Genomic DNA, 15,090 nt, shown 5'->3' on the forward strand with positions numbered 1-15,090 from the left:
GCTATGGCTTTAGGGTTGTGCTGTTGAACGCCGCCGGCGGACGCAGCATTTCGATATGCAGAATGCCGTCTTCGTCATACGGCTCACTGGCCTTGACGAAACCGAAGGCGCCATAGAACGCTTCGAGATGCGCCTGAGCCCCGATGCGCAGCGACGCCAACGGCCATGCCTCATCGGCGATCGCCACGGCCCGCGTCAGCAATTCGCGCCCGAGCCCGGTGCCTCGATGCGACGCCGCCGTGATCACACGCCCGATCGACGCTTCGTCGTAGGCCACTCCGGGCGGCAACAGCCGCAAATACGCCGCAATCTGCAGCGCATCCGCCGCATCGCGCACTTGCGCGACGAGATGCAGGCTGTGAGGGTCGCGTCCGTCGATGTCCTGATACGGGCATTGCTGCTCGACCACGAACACGGCATTTCGCGCGGCCAGAATACGGTAAAGCAGGGAACTGCCCAGCGCATCGAACGACTCGCACATCCATTCCATTCCCGACTCTCCGGCCATACGTTGCGAAAGGCGGGACTATAGCACCGTCGCCACACAACGATGCCGGCATCGCGCACAGGGAATGAATGGGGGAGATCGACTTACTGGAAGTAGACGATGCCCTGCTCGATGTCGGCACGGGCATTACGCTCGGCGTCGTCGAGGGCGTTGCCTTGCGTGGCAAAGCCGTAGGCGGTCTGGACCTGATAGGCCCCGACTTTTTCCAACCCGCCATGGGTCGGGCGGTGAATCTCGTAGAACGCGTCCCAACGAGCGTTGTCGCGCTCGACGGCACGCACGCTGTACTGAAATTCTTGAAATTGTGTTGTTTTCATTTTTGAATCCTTCTTACTGCAAAAAATATGACTGATAACTATCCCTCTCGAATCGGCTTACGGTGATGAGAGTGCAAATCTGCACAAATGTTTCCGTGAAGTGCACGCAGCCTATCTGCTCAACATGACAAACACACGACATTCGCGTGACTGACATACGACAGGCGGTGCAGGTGAACGCGTCACGTAGCGCAAGGCCACATGCGCACCGGCATTGCGCAATGCGGGCGCAATGAGGGCGTTCTGTACGACTTCCATCCAGTTTCGGGGAACGATGCGCTGTCGCCCAGTCGAGGGCGACGGCAAGAACGTTGGACGCGTGAATTCACGCCAAGCGTTCAGCGTGACATGCGGTAACAAAGTCGTGCGGCACATTTGTAGTGATAATCGTGCCACACGCGGGCCACCTCGGGACAGGCGCTCAGCCGGCCCCGCTATGCATGCCTCGCTTGACTGCTATCCGTTCAATTCGAAATTGACGAAAAAAACGGTGCAGATAGCGAATGATAACAGAAAATTGCTGTCTCGACACCAAAGCAGACCGGCGCCCAAGTCAGGTCAAGGCGTGGCGGCGCGGTCGTCAATTTGGGCGAGCACCCAATACATATAGCCCGCGAACGCGCCGAAGATCACGTGTCCCGCCACCATCGTCCAGCCGCGCGAGGCGACGAACCATGGGAACCACTGCGTCATGACGTAAAAATTGACGGCGTACACGGCCAGCCCGAAGATCGCCCCCGCCACCGACACCGTCACCACATCCGAATCCAGCCGGAAGGGGGCGACGATCGCACCAAGCACCACACCCAGAACGACACCGATGACCGCGTGGACAATGAGCGCCATGGCCACAATGGACAGGTCGAACGTAGCAGGCTGCGTCAGGATGCCAGGCCCCAGCGCGATGGCGGCGACCATGCGGGGTGGCACCCATGGGCTCTGGCCGGAGACCAGCAGCACCATCAGCATTTCCACCGCCGAGAAGAAGGCGCAGGCGACAAAACCGGAAACGGCGGCCGCGGCCCAGTCGGGCGAGCGGTGCGTGTAGCGATGCGAGTGGAGGTGCAGTTCCATGATGTTCTCCCTTGAGGGTGACTCTTGGAGCCGCCGGCAGGACCGGCAGTGCTTTCAGGATAGAACAATCCAGGCGCGGCGACGGCGTAGCCGCGCGATATACTTGGATCTGGCGCCATGCCCCGCCGCCGGCGGGACTATCGGGAGATTACGTATGTCCAGTCTCATTGGCTTGCTCGTCGCTATCGTGCTCGTGGGTGTTCCCGTCTGGCGGATTCTGACCCGCCTCGGCCTGTCCCCCTGGTTCACGGTGCTGGCCTTCATCCCGGTCGTCAACATCATCTCCCTCTGGCTGTTGTCCTACGCCGCTTGGCCGGGCCAGCGGACATCGGTCCAAGCGTCCAACGGGTAACGCCTGCGGGCCGAGATCACTTGCCTTTGTCGACAGGGCGTGTCGACGCCTGCCCGTGGTGCAGTGCGGTACGGTAGAATATTCGCCAAACTCCGAACACTGGACTGGCATGAGCACAGAGCTGAACGCGGCATCCAATTTCATCCGCAACATCATTGACGACGACAATCGCTCGGGCAAATGGGGCCAACGCGTCGAAACGCGCTTCCCGCCGGAGCCGAACGGTTATCTGCACATCGGCCACGCCAAGGCCATCTGCCTGAACTTCGGCGTGGCGCGCGACTACGATGGCGTGTGCCATCTGCGCTTTGACGACACCAACCCCGAGAAGGAAGAGACCGAATACGTCGATTCGATCATCGACATGGTCAAGTGGCTCGGCTTCAGCTACCAGACGCCGCAAAAGGAACACCTTTACTTTGCGAGCGACTACTTCGAACAGCTTTATCAGGGCGCCGAGATCCTGATCCAGCGCGGCAAGGCGTACGTTGACAGCCAGAGCGCCGACGACATGCGCGCCAGCCGCGGCAATCTCACCGAGCCGGGCAAGGATTCGCCGTTCCGCAACCGCTCGGTTGAGGAGAACCTCGATCTGTTCCGTCGCATGCGCGCGGGCGAGTTCGCCGACGGCACGCATGTGCTTCGCGCCAAGATCGACATGGCTTCGCCGAACATCAATCTGCGCGACCCGGCGATCTATCGGATCCGTCATGCGCACCACCACCGAACCGGCGACGCGTGGTGCCTCTACCCGATGTACACCTATGCGCATCCGCTGGAGGATGCCATCGAGAACATCACGCACAGCCTGTGCACGCTGGAATTCGAAGATCAGCGTCCGTTCTACGACTGGGTACTCGGCGAGCTGGCCGACGCGGGCATGTTCAAGCGGCCGATGCCGCAGCAGATCGAATTTGCGCGCCTGCAACTGACTTACGCCATTACGAGCAAGCGCAAGCTGCGCCAGCTGGTCGACGAAAAGCACGTCGACGGCTGGGATGACCCGCGCATGCCCACGCTCGTCGGCCTGCGCCGTCGCGGCTTCTCGCCGGAGAGCCTGCAGTTGTTCTGCGAGCGCATCGGCGTAGCCAAGTCGGCATCGTGGATCGACATGAGCGTTCTCGAGCAAGCCCTGCGCGACGACCTCGACCCGAAGGCACCGCGTGCGACGGCGGTGCTCGACCCGCTCAAGCTGATCATCGACAACTATCCGGAAGGCAAGCAGGAAGACTGCCAGGCGCCGGTGCATCCTCACGCGCCGGAGCGAGGCATGCGCACGTTCCCGATCTCGCGCGAGCTTTGGATCGAGCGCGAAGACTTCCAGGCCGAGCCGGTCAAGGGCTTCTTCCGCCTGTTCCCCGGCAACAAGGTGCGACTGCGCTACGGTTACGTGGTGGAGTGCACGGGCTTCGATACCGATGCCGATGGCAACGTCACTGCCGTGCATTGCCAGTATTTCGAGGACAGCCGATCAGGTACGCCGGGCGCCGACAACTACAAGGTCAAGGGCAACATCCACTGGGTGAGCGCGCCGCACGCGCTCGCGGCGGAGGTGCGCATTTACGACCGTCTGTTCGTCGACCCGAATCCGGATACGGGAGACAAAAATTTCCTCGACGCCATCAATCCGAACGCCAAGCGCGTCACGCAGGCCTACGTCGAACCGGGCCTGATGAGTGTTGCGCCGGAAGATCGCGTGCAGTTCGAGCGCCACGGCTACTTCGTAGCCGACCGTCAGGACTCGGCACCGGGCAAGCCGGTGTTCAATCGCATCGTCTCGCTTAAGGACAGTTGGGCGGTCAAGCCGGCCAAGGGCGGTGGCAAGTAAACGCTTTGCGGCAATTCTCCGCGTAGCACTCAACCCGCGCCCTCGTGCGCGGGTTTTGTTTTTTGGGGCGCCAGTCAGACACAGCCCCGCCGCCATACCTGTGCGCTGTCGGAGCACTACCGACCCAATGCCAACGCTATACCTAATATAAGGCGCCGACGCGCCCGAAACCGCCAGTTCGGCGTAAGCTCGCGCCCATTGCTCGCCCACCGCTCAGCCGCTGTGCACCGGATGCCGCGAGCCCCCCCCGATTCGCGCGATTCTCCACGATTGCCCATGTCAATCCCTCACCTTTCGCCGCCCCCTGCTTCGCCCGCGACCTTGGCCCTGCCGCGTGCCGCTGCCAAGCGCCGAGGGTGGATCGATGCGTTGCCCGGCATGGCGGCGAATTTTGCGCAGATTTATTTTGTCCCTTCGGCAAGGGTCGGATTGTTGCTGTTCGTCCTACTCGCCCTCGCCAACCTCTCGGCTGCGATCACAGGACTGGCGGCGAGTATCGCCGCGTCGTGCCTCGCGGTCGCGCTGCGACTGCCACACGCACTGCTTCGTAACGGGCGATTGGGATACAACGCGACCCTCACCGGTATTGCATTCGGCGCGTTATGGCAACCCGACGCCACGTTCGTCGCATGGCTGGCGGTCTGTGTCTGCCTGACCGTGATCGCAACCGCGACCCTCTCGCGTTATGCACTACCTGCCCTCACCGGCCCATTCGTGGGTGTGATGGCACTCACCTGGGCGATGCAGCGGTGGCTGCATTGGTTGCCGCAGGCCAGGGCACTCGCCTGCGACACCGGCACGCCGGGTTTCGTCTTCTGCTCGGTCGGTCAGGTCGTTTTCGTCGCCCCACTGGTGCTGGGCCTGCTGACCTGGTACGTCCTGGCCCTCTGGAACCCCCGCGCCACGCTGTGGGCGCTCGCGGCGGGCGTCACTGTCTGGTCGGGCCTCGCCGCACTGGCGACACTTTGGCCGCCAATGACCACGCAGGCAGGGGGCATTGGCATCAACGCGTTTCTCGCTGCACTCGGCCTAGGAATGTTCGGACATCGCCCAACCGTACGCTTCGCGGGCGCCTTTCTGGCCTGCATCATTTGCGTTGCGCTCGGCACCGTGTTCGGTCCGTTCGGCTGGCCGTACTTTACGTTGCCGTTCAATCTGGCGGTATGGACCATGCTTCGCGCGACGGCCCGGCCAAGGCCACCGATCTCCGCATAAAAAAATGCCCGAAACGCTAACGTTCCGGGCACTCGCTCATCGTTCACCCCGTATTGCGAGACTGCCGTCTGCGCGGCGAAGCATCCGCTCGCTGTCCCGTGTGGTTTTGGCTTGCCCTTGCTCGTTCCCGAGCCGTGCGGTCGTTATTTATTGTGTGGCTTCTCCCCCGACACCCGCAAACGCCCCCCGACGTTCCTGATGCACCACCGAAGCCCGGCCCTCTCGCGTGCCTTACCTCTATCAACGGTGAGACGCGTGAAAAGTTGACGGGGGTATACACCGATCGTTGCTCAGTCCGCATCCAAGCCGTCATCGCGCTTGCCGGAAACCGCCGGCGTCTTCACGACCGCATATCGTGCCAGCGTTTCCTTGCGCGCCACGTCGTGCGCCACCCGCGGCGGCGGATAGTCGCGTCCCAGCGCCACGTGGGCATCGAGCAGCGTCTGCGCGTCGGCCCGCCAGGGAGCATGCAGCGCCTTGTCGGGCAGATTGGCCAGCTCCGGCACGTACTTCCGAATGAAGCGCCCTTGCGGATCGAACTTCTCAGACTGCGTCACCGGATTGAAGATGCGGAAATACGGTTGCGCGTCGCATCCGGTCGACGCCGCCCACTGCCAGCCGCCGTTGTTCGCCGCGAGGTCGAAGTCGTTGAGCGCGTGCGCAAAGTAGGCTTCCCCGCGCCGCCAATCGATACCGAGATCCTTGACCAGGAAGCTCGCCGTCACCATGCGCAGGCGGTTGTGCATATAGCCAGTCTGGTTGATCTGGCGCATGGCGGCATCGACGAGCGGATACCCCGTGCGTCCCTCGCACCAGGCCTGAAAATCGGCATCGGCCGCTTGGCCGGCAGCCCATTCGATGGCATCGTAGGCAGGTTTGAACGCCTGTGCCACGACGCGCGGATGATGGTGCAGGATCATGAAATAGAACTCGCGCCAGATAAGCTCGCTGAGCCATGTTTGCGCGCCGCGACCGTCGTCCCCCCCTCGCAACATGGCGGCGTGCGCCTCGCGGGCGAGCGTGCGTATCGAAATCGTGCCGAAACGCAGATGTACCGACAGATAGCTCGGCCCGCGTATGGCAGGGTAGTCGCGTCGCTCATGGTAATGCGCCATGCGCGGCAGAAAATCGTCCAGCAATTGACGGGCGCCAGACTCCCCGGCAGGGATGGCCATACGGCGCGCGTCGGACACCTCGAAGCCCAACGACGCCAGTGACGGGAGTGCACCGCTGCCCGTCGGTGGCACAGCCAATCGCCGCCGATCGGCGTCGCGGCCGTGCGGCGCCAAATCCACCGGTCTCACCTGCTTCAACCAAGCGCGCTGATACGGGGTGAACACGCTGTACGGCTCGCCCTGCGCCGTGAGAATCTCACTCGCCTCGAAAATCACCTGATCCTTGACGACCTCGAAGGCAATGCCGCGTTCGTCGAGCGAGCGAGCCACCGAGCGATCGCGTGCCACGGCGGCGGGCTCGTAATCGCGCCCGGCAAACACGGCCTGTACGCCGAGCGACTTCGCCAGCGACGGAATCTCCGCCACCGGATCCCCGTGGCGCACAATCAATGCCCCGCCGGCATGCGTCAGCGTGGTGGCCAATTCGCTCACGCTGTCGTGGATGAATGCGACACGACGATCGTCGCGCGGCAAGACGTCGAGAATCGTTGTGTCGAACACAAACACGACATACACCGCTTGGCACGTGGCAAGCGCGTGCGCGAGCGTTGCGTTGTCCGTGCAGCGCAAGTCGCGCCGGATCCAAACCAACCCCTTATGGAAATCGCTCATGTCAGATTGGCGCCACACGTGCGCGCCATTGTAGGTTCCGCCCAATCCCGTACCATAGCGATATCGCGGACTTTACGCCATCGGCCTCGATTACCTTATGACTCAGAAGCTTCCGATTTTGGCTCACATGCGCGGGGTGGTGCCGGCCGTGTTCTGCCTCGCTGCCGCGTTGCTCATGACCGGCTGCGCCACCTCGACAGCGCCGCGCGGCGCATTGACTTCGGCACGTTCTGGCGCGCCCGATGCCGCCCAGTTGCGCGAGCATCATCTGGCGGCCGCCGACACCGCTGCCGACCAGTACCGCACATGCCTGTACGGCCACGTTGCTCGCTATGTCGATCTCGTGCCGGACCCGATCCGGCTGGCAGACGAAGCCGCCGCCGAGTGCGCCCCGATCACCGGGCGTTTCAGACGTGAGCGACAGGCCGCGGTTGTGACGTACACCTCAGCAACCGACGCCTCGCAGCAAGCCGATGCCGCCACACTCGCGCTTCAAGCCGACGGCCTGCGGGTGGCGCGCGCACGTGCCAGGGAGTTGCGCGCGCTGCGGTGAGCGTCTCGCCGGTCTCACGTCGAACCGACAAAGTCGCATGCGCGTGCTTTCCCTAATCGGGCAAGCCCCGATTGGCGAACGACCGGCCGCTGACCAAAATGCAATCGCCCTCTTACGTCCTTTTGGGGGTACTGCGACAACGTCATTTGCCCGCCTCGGCGGGCATTTTCTTTGGTATCCGCAAGATCTTCCGGTGACGTCCACCGGGGAGCGACGTCGACGTGCCGCGTCCCCGTTGCGCCGGATGGCACTTACTTGTCGTCGGGCTCGCGCGGCGCCGGCGTGTCCGTGCCGGACGGCAGCCCCGGCAGCTCGTCGTGTCCCAGCCATCGATGCGCGATGTCTTCGATACGCCCGCCGATCGCCAATACGACGAGCAGCAGGACCATCGCGGCCAGCGCGATATGCCAACGGCCCAAGCCGCAGATAATGCCGATCCCCGTGGTACTCCAGAGCGCCGCCGCCGTGGTGAATCCGTGCACCGACGCGCTACGGTTCGGCCGAACGATACAGCCCGCGCCCAGAAAACCGATCCCGGCCACAATGCCCTGCACCACCCGGCTGACCGACGACGTGTCATAGACCAGCGCCGACCCGGGAAACGGCACGACCGCCAGCACGAACAACGCCGAGCCGAACGACACGATCGCCAGTGTGCGCAAGCCGACAGATTTGTGATGGAGATTTCGATTGAGCCCGACGAGTCCGCCCAGCACCAGCGCTGCCATCAGCCGCAATGTGACTTCGATGATCTCCGCCATCCCTCACCTCGCTCGTTTCTCGCGTCTCGCTCGCCCGGCTGCTCCGAGCGATCTATGCCTGTGGCGATGCATTATCGCCCGTCCCGGGCAGAGTGAGTCGGGTCGACCTCGTCGTCGAACAAGCGCAACTGGCGCGCGGCCTGGGCTTCGAGCAGTCGCACCCCCACGCCCATCAGGCGCACCGGTCGGCGTTTCCGGCCGACGGCGTCGGCCAGCAATTCACGACATTGCGCGGCATCGACACTCAGCGCGCCGGCTTCTGCCGTCGTCCGTGAAAAGTCGGCGAAACGAATCTTGACGAACACCTTGGCGATCGCCAGCGGCTCGCTGCGGCGCGCCCGCTCGATCCGCTCGGATAACTGACGAAGCAGCGGCTCAAGCGCCGCCTCGCAGTCAGCCAGCGTGCGCAGATCGCGCGTGTAGGTGGTCTCGACACTGATCGACTTGCGTTCCCGGTCCGGGCTGACGTCGCGCGTGTCGATGCCGCGGCAGCGCTCATACAATCGCTGACCGAACACGCCGAAACGCTCGGCAAGATCGGCCATCGAATGACTGCGCAGATCGCCGCAGGACTGCACTCCCAGCGCCCGGAGCTTCTCCGCCGTGACCTTCCCCACGCCGAACAGGCGCTCGACGGGGAGCGCGGCCACGAAGGCGTCGATTTCTGCCGGTCTCACGACGAACATGCCGTCGGGCTTGCGCCAGTCGCTGGCAATCTTGGCGATGAACTTGTTGGGGGCGACGCCGGCCGAGACGGTGAGCCCGACCTCCTCGGCGACCCGTGCGCGAATCTCGCGGGCGATCAGTGTGGCCGAGCCGTCGCAACGATCACTGTGCGTGACATCGAGATACGCCTCGTCGAGTGAAAGCGGTTCGACGAGATCCGTGTAATCGCGGTAGATCGCCATGATGCGCTGCGATGCCTCCTGATACCGGCGCATCGTCGGCGCAATGATGCGCAACTCGGGACAGAGCTTGAGCGCCTGTGCCGAGGGCATGGCCGAGCGCACCCCGAAGGCGCGCGCCTCGTAGTTGCACGTTGCGACCACACCTCGCTGATCGGGCTGGCCCCCGACGGCCAGCGGAATTCCCCGCAACGACGGGTCATCGCGCATCTCGACAGAGGCGTAGAAGCAATCGGCGTCGCAGTGAATGATCTTGCGCGTAGAGGAGGACATGGCTCGCAATGAAAACACTGTGCAAATATACAGCATTCACACCACATTTGCGCCCGACGCGTGACATTGCGTCAGCGCCTCATCGCACAGGCAGGAACTGGAGGAACTGTGCGCCGAGCACATTCTGGACGTACCCGATGCCGGCGCGCCGATACTTCTCGTCGAGCATCTCGGCGAGCAGATCGAGCCGACCGATGATCTTGCCAAACTCCCGTTCGAAGCTCACGTTGCGCACGTCGGTGAGTTCGTTCGCCAGCAGCAGCGGCTTGCCTGTCATGTCGTGACGACTCGACAGCAGCCACGCCGCGATCTCGACGTTGCGCGCCGCATTGTAGATTCGCTGTGCGTCGAGGCCATCGCTCAGATAGAAGACCGTCGTCCCGCCATGCGCCGCGACAATCGTGTCAGAAAGACTGTAGACGAACGCGGCCACGCGATCGCCACTGAAGGCCGGGTCGAGCGAGAGGGATAATGCCTTCACGTCGCGCAAATTCCGCAGCGCCGGCAGGCTTCGTCGCCCTTCGATGGCCGCGCGCAATTGCGTCATCGCCTGCGTCTGTGTCGCTGCCCCGCCCTTGCGCCATTCGCGCGGGTTGCGCTTGTAGAGCTTGTCGGCCAGCCGGTACAAGCCCTCGAGGTTGGCCCGCATGCCCAGCGTCGCCATGCGATTGATGTCCGTCTGTGCGAGATCGGCGGTCGTCATTGCCGTCGAGCGCACTTTGCCATGATCGGTGGGCGCGTCTTGGTAGGAGACGCATCCCGTACACATCGCCGCCATCACTACCGCAACCATGACAGCCACCGCCGTCAGTCGCCCTCCCGCGGCATGGGCTATCCCGTTTCGTGCTTGGCGCAAGGCGAGCCGTCGTGTCATGGCGGTATCAGGGTGGGCAAGCGATGACTCTACGCGAACAAAGGCCACACTTCGTGTCGTTATCTCCTGAAAAGTTGTGACATTCGGTAACGCACTCTCGCCCGGCGTCAGGGCGTCAGGGTGTCAACGCCTCGCGCGCCTGCGCGAAGAGCGCGTGCGTCACGGCCTCCTCCAGGCGAAGCACTGGCGTCACGCAGCAGTCGGCATCGGCAAAACGCAACGTCCAGTCGGCCTGCGACGCGCTAGCGAATACCGCCGCCAGTTCAGCCTGAAGCGCACGTGCGTCGTCGCCGCCAATCGCCTGTCCGAGCGACCAATGCCGCGCTTTCCATTCGCTGCGCCCCAGCACGTCACACAACGTTTGCCAGAATTTGAGTTCGAGCGCGCCCACGGCCATGTAACGTCCATCCCGCGTGCGATAGACCTGATAACAAGGCACGCCGCCGTTGAGCAAGTCCGCGCCCGCCCGCGGCGCATGCCCTTGCCGATGCAGAGCGACGGCCGGAATGAGATTCGCGCGGAACACCTCGTGGGTCATCGAGACGTCCAGCCACCGGCCGCGGCCGGTGCGCTGCGCCGCGACCAGCGCCGCCAGCACGGCTTGTACCGCCGCCTGCCCGCCGCCGTACAGGTCGCCAATCTGGAAATTCGGCACGATCGGCGCGTCGTTTGAATCACCCAGTTGGTCGAGCACGCCCGCGTAGCCGATGTAATTGATGTCGTGTCCGGCGGCCTGCGCCATCGGCCCATGCTGTCCGTACCCGGTGATCGATGCCATCACCAACGACGGCCTGAGGCGCGCCAGCGTCTCGTAATCGAAACCGAGCCGCGCCATCACCCCTGGGCGAAATCCCTCCAGCAACACGTCGGCGCGAACGACCCAGTCGAGGAACGCCGCGCGGTCGCTATCGCGTTTGAGATCGAGTCGCTCGACCGATTTGCCGCGATTGAGCAAACGCCAGAATGCACTTGGCGGCGCCTCGCCGTCGTTGAGCATCATCTCGCGGGCGTAGTCGCCGGCCCCGGTGTCTTCGATCTTGACGACATGCGCCCCCAGTTCCGCGAGGCGCAGTCCCGCGAGCGGACCGGGCAGCAAGCGCGTGAGATCCAGCACCGTGACGCCGGCCAGCGGTGCGTCGGCGACGACAGACGATTCACGGGCTTCGGGGCTTTCAGGCAAATCGAGCGATTCGGTCATGGCGAGCGAGCAAGGGATGAGGGTGGATGTCCACACCGTACCGCGCCGCACTGTCCGCGGGCAAGCGGACGACACGCCTTCTTTACTCAGACACTTCCGAAATCAGCCTCGATCCGTGCCGTCTTCCCGTAAAACGGGACCGGTGGCGTCACCGCGCCTCGGTGTCTCGCCCGCCGAACCATCGCCCAGCGGACCGGCCACCACCGCGTCCGTCAGCAGCCGCGCGATCTGGCCGTCGAGATACCCCAGATCCCGCAAGATTTCATACGTATGCTCGCCCGCCGCGGGCAACGGCCGGCGCGCGGGCAAGCGCTGCCCCGCCATCGCGATCGGCAGCAGCGGCACCTGCGTGTGCTCGCCTTGCTCGGTCACCAGATCGCCCAGTCCGCCGCTCGCGCGCAAATGCGGGTCGTCGAACAGCGCCTGGGGTGTGACGATCGGCGCGAACGGCAGACCGTGCCGCTCAAACGCGGCCGCGAGATAACTCGCATCGAACCCCAACATCATCTCGCGCAGCAAAGGCAGCAGCCAGTCACGGGCAAGCACCCGATCGTTGTTCGTCGCGAGTCGCGCGTCGTCGGCCAGATCCTGCCGGCCGAACACGTCGCAGAAGATGCGCCACTGGGTGTCGCTCACCACCGCGAGGAAGATTTGCACGCCGTCGCGCGCCGTAAACACATCGTAAATCCCCCAGGCCGACAAGCGGGCGGGCATCGGGTCGGGCGCCACGCCCGTCACCGCGAACTGCTGCATGTGTTGCGCCGCCAGCAACACGCAGTTCTCGAACAGCGCCCCCTGCACCTCCTGTCCGCGCCCGGTGCTCTTGCGCTCGTATAGCGCGGCCAGCGCGGCGAGCGCGCCGAACACGCCACCCATGATGTCGTTGACCGAGGCCCCCGCACGCAGCGGCTGACCGGGCGGTCCCGTCATATACGCGAGCCCCGCCATCATTTGCACGACTTCGTCGAGCGCGGTGCGTGCGGCGTACGGACCGGGCAGGAACCCCTTGAGCGAGACGTAGACAAGCGCCGGATTCAAGCGTGATAGCGTTGCATAATCCAGGCCGAACTGGCGCATGCGCCCGGGCTTGAAGTTCTCGGTCAGCACGTCCGCCGTGCTCACCAGGCGCAGAATCAGCTCACGCCCCTCCGGCCGTGTGACATCCACGGCAAGACTGCGCTTGTTGCGATTGAACGCGCGGAAGAAGCCCGCGCCCGTGCCCAGCAGGCACCGCGTGGGGTCGCCGCCGACCGGTTCCACCTTGATGACGTCGGCACCGAGATCGCCTAGCACCATGCCGCAGGTGGGGCCCATGACCATATGGGAAAACTCCACAACCCGAATGCCTTTCAACGGCATTGGCGTTGCGGCGGACACGTCCGGCATCGGCTATTCTCCTCAGCTCGCGCGCAACGCGTCGCCACGCCGCCGATCCGGCAGGCGCGCGGCAGGCGCCGCGAAGCCGTTGCGTCGTAATTGATCGAAGCCGACGATGTACCCCGCCAAGGCACTCGCGGCCACGGTGGCCGGGCTGCCCAGCCACATCTGCCCGGGTCCCGAACGGCCCGGGAAATTTCGGTTCTGCGCGCTGATGACCACCTCGTCGGGCGCACGCGATACGCCCGGCCCAGCGTTCACACACGCCCCGCACCCCGGCGCGAGCACCTTGACGCCGGCCGCCGCGAACACGTCCGCGTAGCCCTGCGCCTCGCACCACGCACGGACATCTTCGCTACCGTACTGCAGGTAGAAGCGCACGCCATCGGCGACCTTGTGCCCTTGCGACAGGCCCCATGCGAGCACTTCGTGGCATGCGCGCAGGTCCTCGCGCTTGCTGCCCGTACACGATCCCCCGTACGCGATATCGATCGGCACCTCCACCGACAACTGGGTGAGCGCCACGCCGTTGCCCGGATCACCGGGACTCGCCACCATCGCGCCGAGTCGGGCGCAATCGATCTCGATGACGTGGGCGTAAGCGGCCTGCGCATCGCTTGTCATCCACGGCGCCAACGCCGCGTCGACGCCGCGCCGTTCACGCAGGTATCTCACGGTCTCGGCATCGGGCACGATGAGCCCGGTCAGTCCACCGATTTCCGCCACCATGTTGGTCAGCGTCGCCCGCTCGTCGGTCGACAGGTGGGCCACCGCCTCGCCGGAAAATTCGATGATCTGACCGATGGCACGGCCGTCGCGGATGTACGGGAGATGCAGCAGGTGCAGCGCGAGATCCTTCGCCCCCACGCCCGCCGGCAAGCGCGAGCGCAGATGCACGAGACAGGTGCCCGGCACCGCCAGTCGCGCGTCGCCCGTCAACCAGGCGTTCGCCATCTCCGTGGCGCCCACGCCGAACGCAAACGCACCGACCGCGCCGCAATGCGGCGTATGCGAATCGGTGCCAACGATGACCTGCCCCGGCAGCGCGTAGCGCTCGAGCATCAAGGCATGGCAGATGCCTTCCGAGCCACCGCCCGCCGCGCGTCCATGCAGACGCAGATCGTGCTGCGCGCAGAACTCGCGCTGGGCCGAACCCAGACGCAGCGCCGCATCCACCAGCGGCGGCGGCCCGCCACTGCCGACGGACACCGTATCGAGATGGGTCAGGTGATCCTCAAAGCACAGCATCGACGCCGGGTCGTGCAGCGCCGGCACCGCGTCGCCGAAGGCGTGACGCAGGAAGCTCACGGCCATCGGCGTCACGTATTCGTGGGAAAAACGCCAGTCGGCGGGGACGAACACGGCGTCGCCTGCGCGCACACGAGGCACGCCGAGCGCCCTGGCAATGATCTTCTCGCCGTAGGTCATCGGTCCCGGCGCATGGGCGGGCCGCGGCGCCACGACGTCTCCCGCCAGCCGGCGCCGCGTGTAACCGAACAATCCCCCGCTGCGCACGATCTCCTCGCCCAATGGATCGCAGTCTTCGAGAAAGGCGTCGATGGCGACCGTCTCCCCCGCTTGCAGCCGCTCCGCGAGCGCCAAGTCGGTCGACATCAACAGCCCGAGGTTCTGGCAGTTCTGCGCATAAATGCGCTCGAAACTCTCGGCGATTACGATCCGGATGCCCGCGCACCATTCGGCGAACGGACTCGCCTCGCGCGACGACCCCTTGCCACGGCGCATTCCGGCGACCGACAACGCGAAGCCGCCTTCGCGCACCGCCTTCTGCCTAACGGGAAACACGCCGGCCGGATTCGTTGCGTCCGCACTGCATCGCAATCCGACATAGACGTAGTCGCCGAGCGTCTCATCGAACGCCAGACACGCCCATGCGGGCGTCATCTCGTCGGTGGAAATCTGGTCGCGCAACGGCCCGGCTTCGGTGCGCGTCAACGATTCGCCCGCCAGTTGCCGGGCCATGACATCGGCCCGGTCGCTCAACCACAGCACACGTCCGTGGAGTTGCACAGTGGCTTGCATGAGATCGCTCCTCGAATGTTCCCCAAGG

At 64.6% G+C, this 15,090-nt stretch carries 14 protein-coding genes; 4 read left to right on the plus strand and 10 right to left on the minus strand.

From position 1 onward, the window contains the following. Nucleotide 1: 1 nt before the first annotated feature. From PanNE5_RS21855 to PanNE5_RS21865, 3 genes are all read right to left on the minus strand, one after another. Complete coding sequence (locus PanNE5_RS21855; protein WP_261938803.1) at nucleotides 2-490, minus strand: GNAT family N-acetyltransferase; 489 nt, start codon at nucleotides 488-490, stop codon at nucleotides 2-4. A 101-nt stretch (nucleotides 491-591) separates the two neighbouring features. Continuing rightward, nucleotides 592-825: a hypothetical protein gene (locus PanNE5_RS21860; protein ID WP_017234901.1), complete on the minus strand. Its 234-nt coding sequence runs from the start codon at nucleotides 823-825 to the stop codon at nucleotides 592-594. A 558-nt stretch (nucleotides 826-1,383) separates the two neighbouring features. Continuing rightward, complete coding sequence (locus tag PanNE5_RS21865; protein ID WP_150563082.1) at nucleotides 1,384-1,899, minus strand: hypothetical protein; 516 nt, start codon at nucleotides 1,897-1,899, stop codon at nucleotides 1,384-1,386. 154 nt (nucleotides 1,900-2,053) lie between these two features. Here PanNE5_RS21865 and PanNE5_RS21870 point away from each other — a divergent pair, with 154 nt between their 5' ends. The 3 genes from PanNE5_RS21870 to PanNE5_RS21880 all read left to right on the plus strand — a co-directional run bounded on the left by PanNE5_RS21870 (nucleotide 2,054) and on the right by PanNE5_RS21880 (nucleotide 5,294). Further along, nucleotides 2,054-2,251: a hypothetical protein gene (locus tag PanNE5_RS21870; RefSeq protein WP_017234899.1), complete on the plus strand. Its 198-nt coding sequence runs from the start codon at nucleotides 2,054-2,056 to the stop codon at nucleotides 2,249-2,251. A gap of 109 nt (nucleotides 2,252-2,360) precedes the next feature. Beyond that, nucleotides 2,361-4,079: a glutamine--tRNA ligase/YqeY domain fusion protein gene (locus PanNE5_RS21875; protein ID WP_261938804.1), complete on the plus strand. Its 1,719-nt coding sequence runs from the start codon at nucleotides 2,361-2,363 to the stop codon at nucleotides 4,077-4,079. Nucleotides 4,080-4,355: 276 nt separating this feature from the next. Then, entirely contained in the window at nucleotides 4,356-5,294 is a 939-nt protein-coding gene (locus PanNE5_RS21880; RefSeq protein WP_083902364.1) for an urea transporter, read from the plus strand. A 290-nt stretch (nucleotides 5,295-5,584) separates the two neighbouring features. Here the strand turns inward: PanNE5_RS21880 and PanNE5_RS21885 are convergent, their stop codons facing one another. Beyond that, on the minus strand, nucleotides 5,585-7,081 hold the full coding sequence (locus PanNE5_RS21885; RefSeq protein ID WP_017234896.1) for a cryptochrome/photolyase family protein: 1,497 nt from the start codon (nucleotides 7,079-7,081) through the stop codon (nucleotides 5,585-5,587). A gap of 97 nt (nucleotides 7,082-7,178) precedes the next feature. Here PanNE5_RS21885 and PanNE5_RS21890 point away from each other — a divergent pair, with 97 nt between their 5' ends. After that, a complete protein-coding gene (locus PanNE5_RS21890; RefSeq protein ID WP_261938805.1) occupies nucleotides 7,179-7,634 on the plus strand; it encodes a hypothetical protein in 456 nt (151 codons plus the stop codon). Between the two features lie 251 nt (nucleotides 7,635-7,885). Here PanNE5_RS21890 and PanNE5_RS21895 read toward each other — a convergent pair whose 3' ends face one another. The 6 genes from PanNE5_RS21895 to PanNE5_RS21920 all read right to left on the minus strand — a co-directional run bounded on the left by PanNE5_RS21895 (nucleotide 7,886) and on the right by PanNE5_RS21920 (nucleotide 15,062). After that, nucleotides 7,886-8,395: an MgtC/SapB family protein gene (locus PanNE5_RS21895; RefSeq protein WP_261938806.1), complete on the minus strand. Its 510-nt coding sequence runs from the start codon at nucleotides 8,393-8,395 to the stop codon at nucleotides 7,886-7,888. Nucleotides 8,396-8,466: 71 nt separating this feature from the next. Continuing rightward, nucleotides 8,467-9,573 (minus strand): DNA polymerase IV, encoded by a 1,107-nt coding sequence (dinB, locus tag PanNE5_RS21900; protein ID WP_261938807.1) that lies wholly within the window; start codon nucleotides 9,571-9,573, stop codon nucleotides 8,467-8,469. Nucleotides 9,574-9,652: 79 nt separating this feature from the next. Next, the gene (locus PanNE5_RS21905) at nucleotides 9,653-10,366 is read right to left on the minus strand and encodes a hypothetical protein (RefSeq protein ID WP_157211515.1); all 714 of its coding nucleotides are present in this window, start codon (nucleotides 10,364-10,366) and stop codon (nucleotides 9,653-9,655) included. 196 nt (nucleotides 10,367-10,562) lie between these two features. Beyond that, nucleotides 10,563-11,645: a CaiB/BaiF CoA transferase family protein gene (locus PanNE5_RS21910; protein ID WP_017234891.1), complete on the minus strand. Its 1,083-nt coding sequence runs from the start codon at nucleotides 11,643-11,645 to the stop codon at nucleotides 10,563-10,565. Between the two features lie 102 nt (nucleotides 11,646-11,747). Further along, on the minus strand, nucleotides 11,748-13,031 hold the full coding sequence (locus PanNE5_RS21915) for a CaiB/BaiF CoA transferase family protein (RefSeq protein ID WP_150563089.1): 1,284 nt from the start codon (nucleotides 13,029-13,031) through the stop codon (nucleotides 11,748-11,750). A 12-nt stretch (nucleotides 13,032-13,043) separates the two neighbouring features. Beyond that, nucleotides 13,044-15,062, minus strand: a complete 2,019-nt coding sequence (locus PanNE5_RS21920; RefSeq protein WP_261938808.1) for an aconitase family protein — start codon at nucleotides 15,060-15,062, stop codon at nucleotides 13,044-13,046. Nucleotides 15,063-15,090: the final 28 nt, after the last annotated feature.

This window comes from Pandoraea sp. NE5, assembly GCF_024363545.1.
GTDB lineage: Bacteria > Pseudomonadota > Gammaproteobacteria > Burkholderiales > Burkholderiaceae > Pandoraea > Pandoraea cepalis.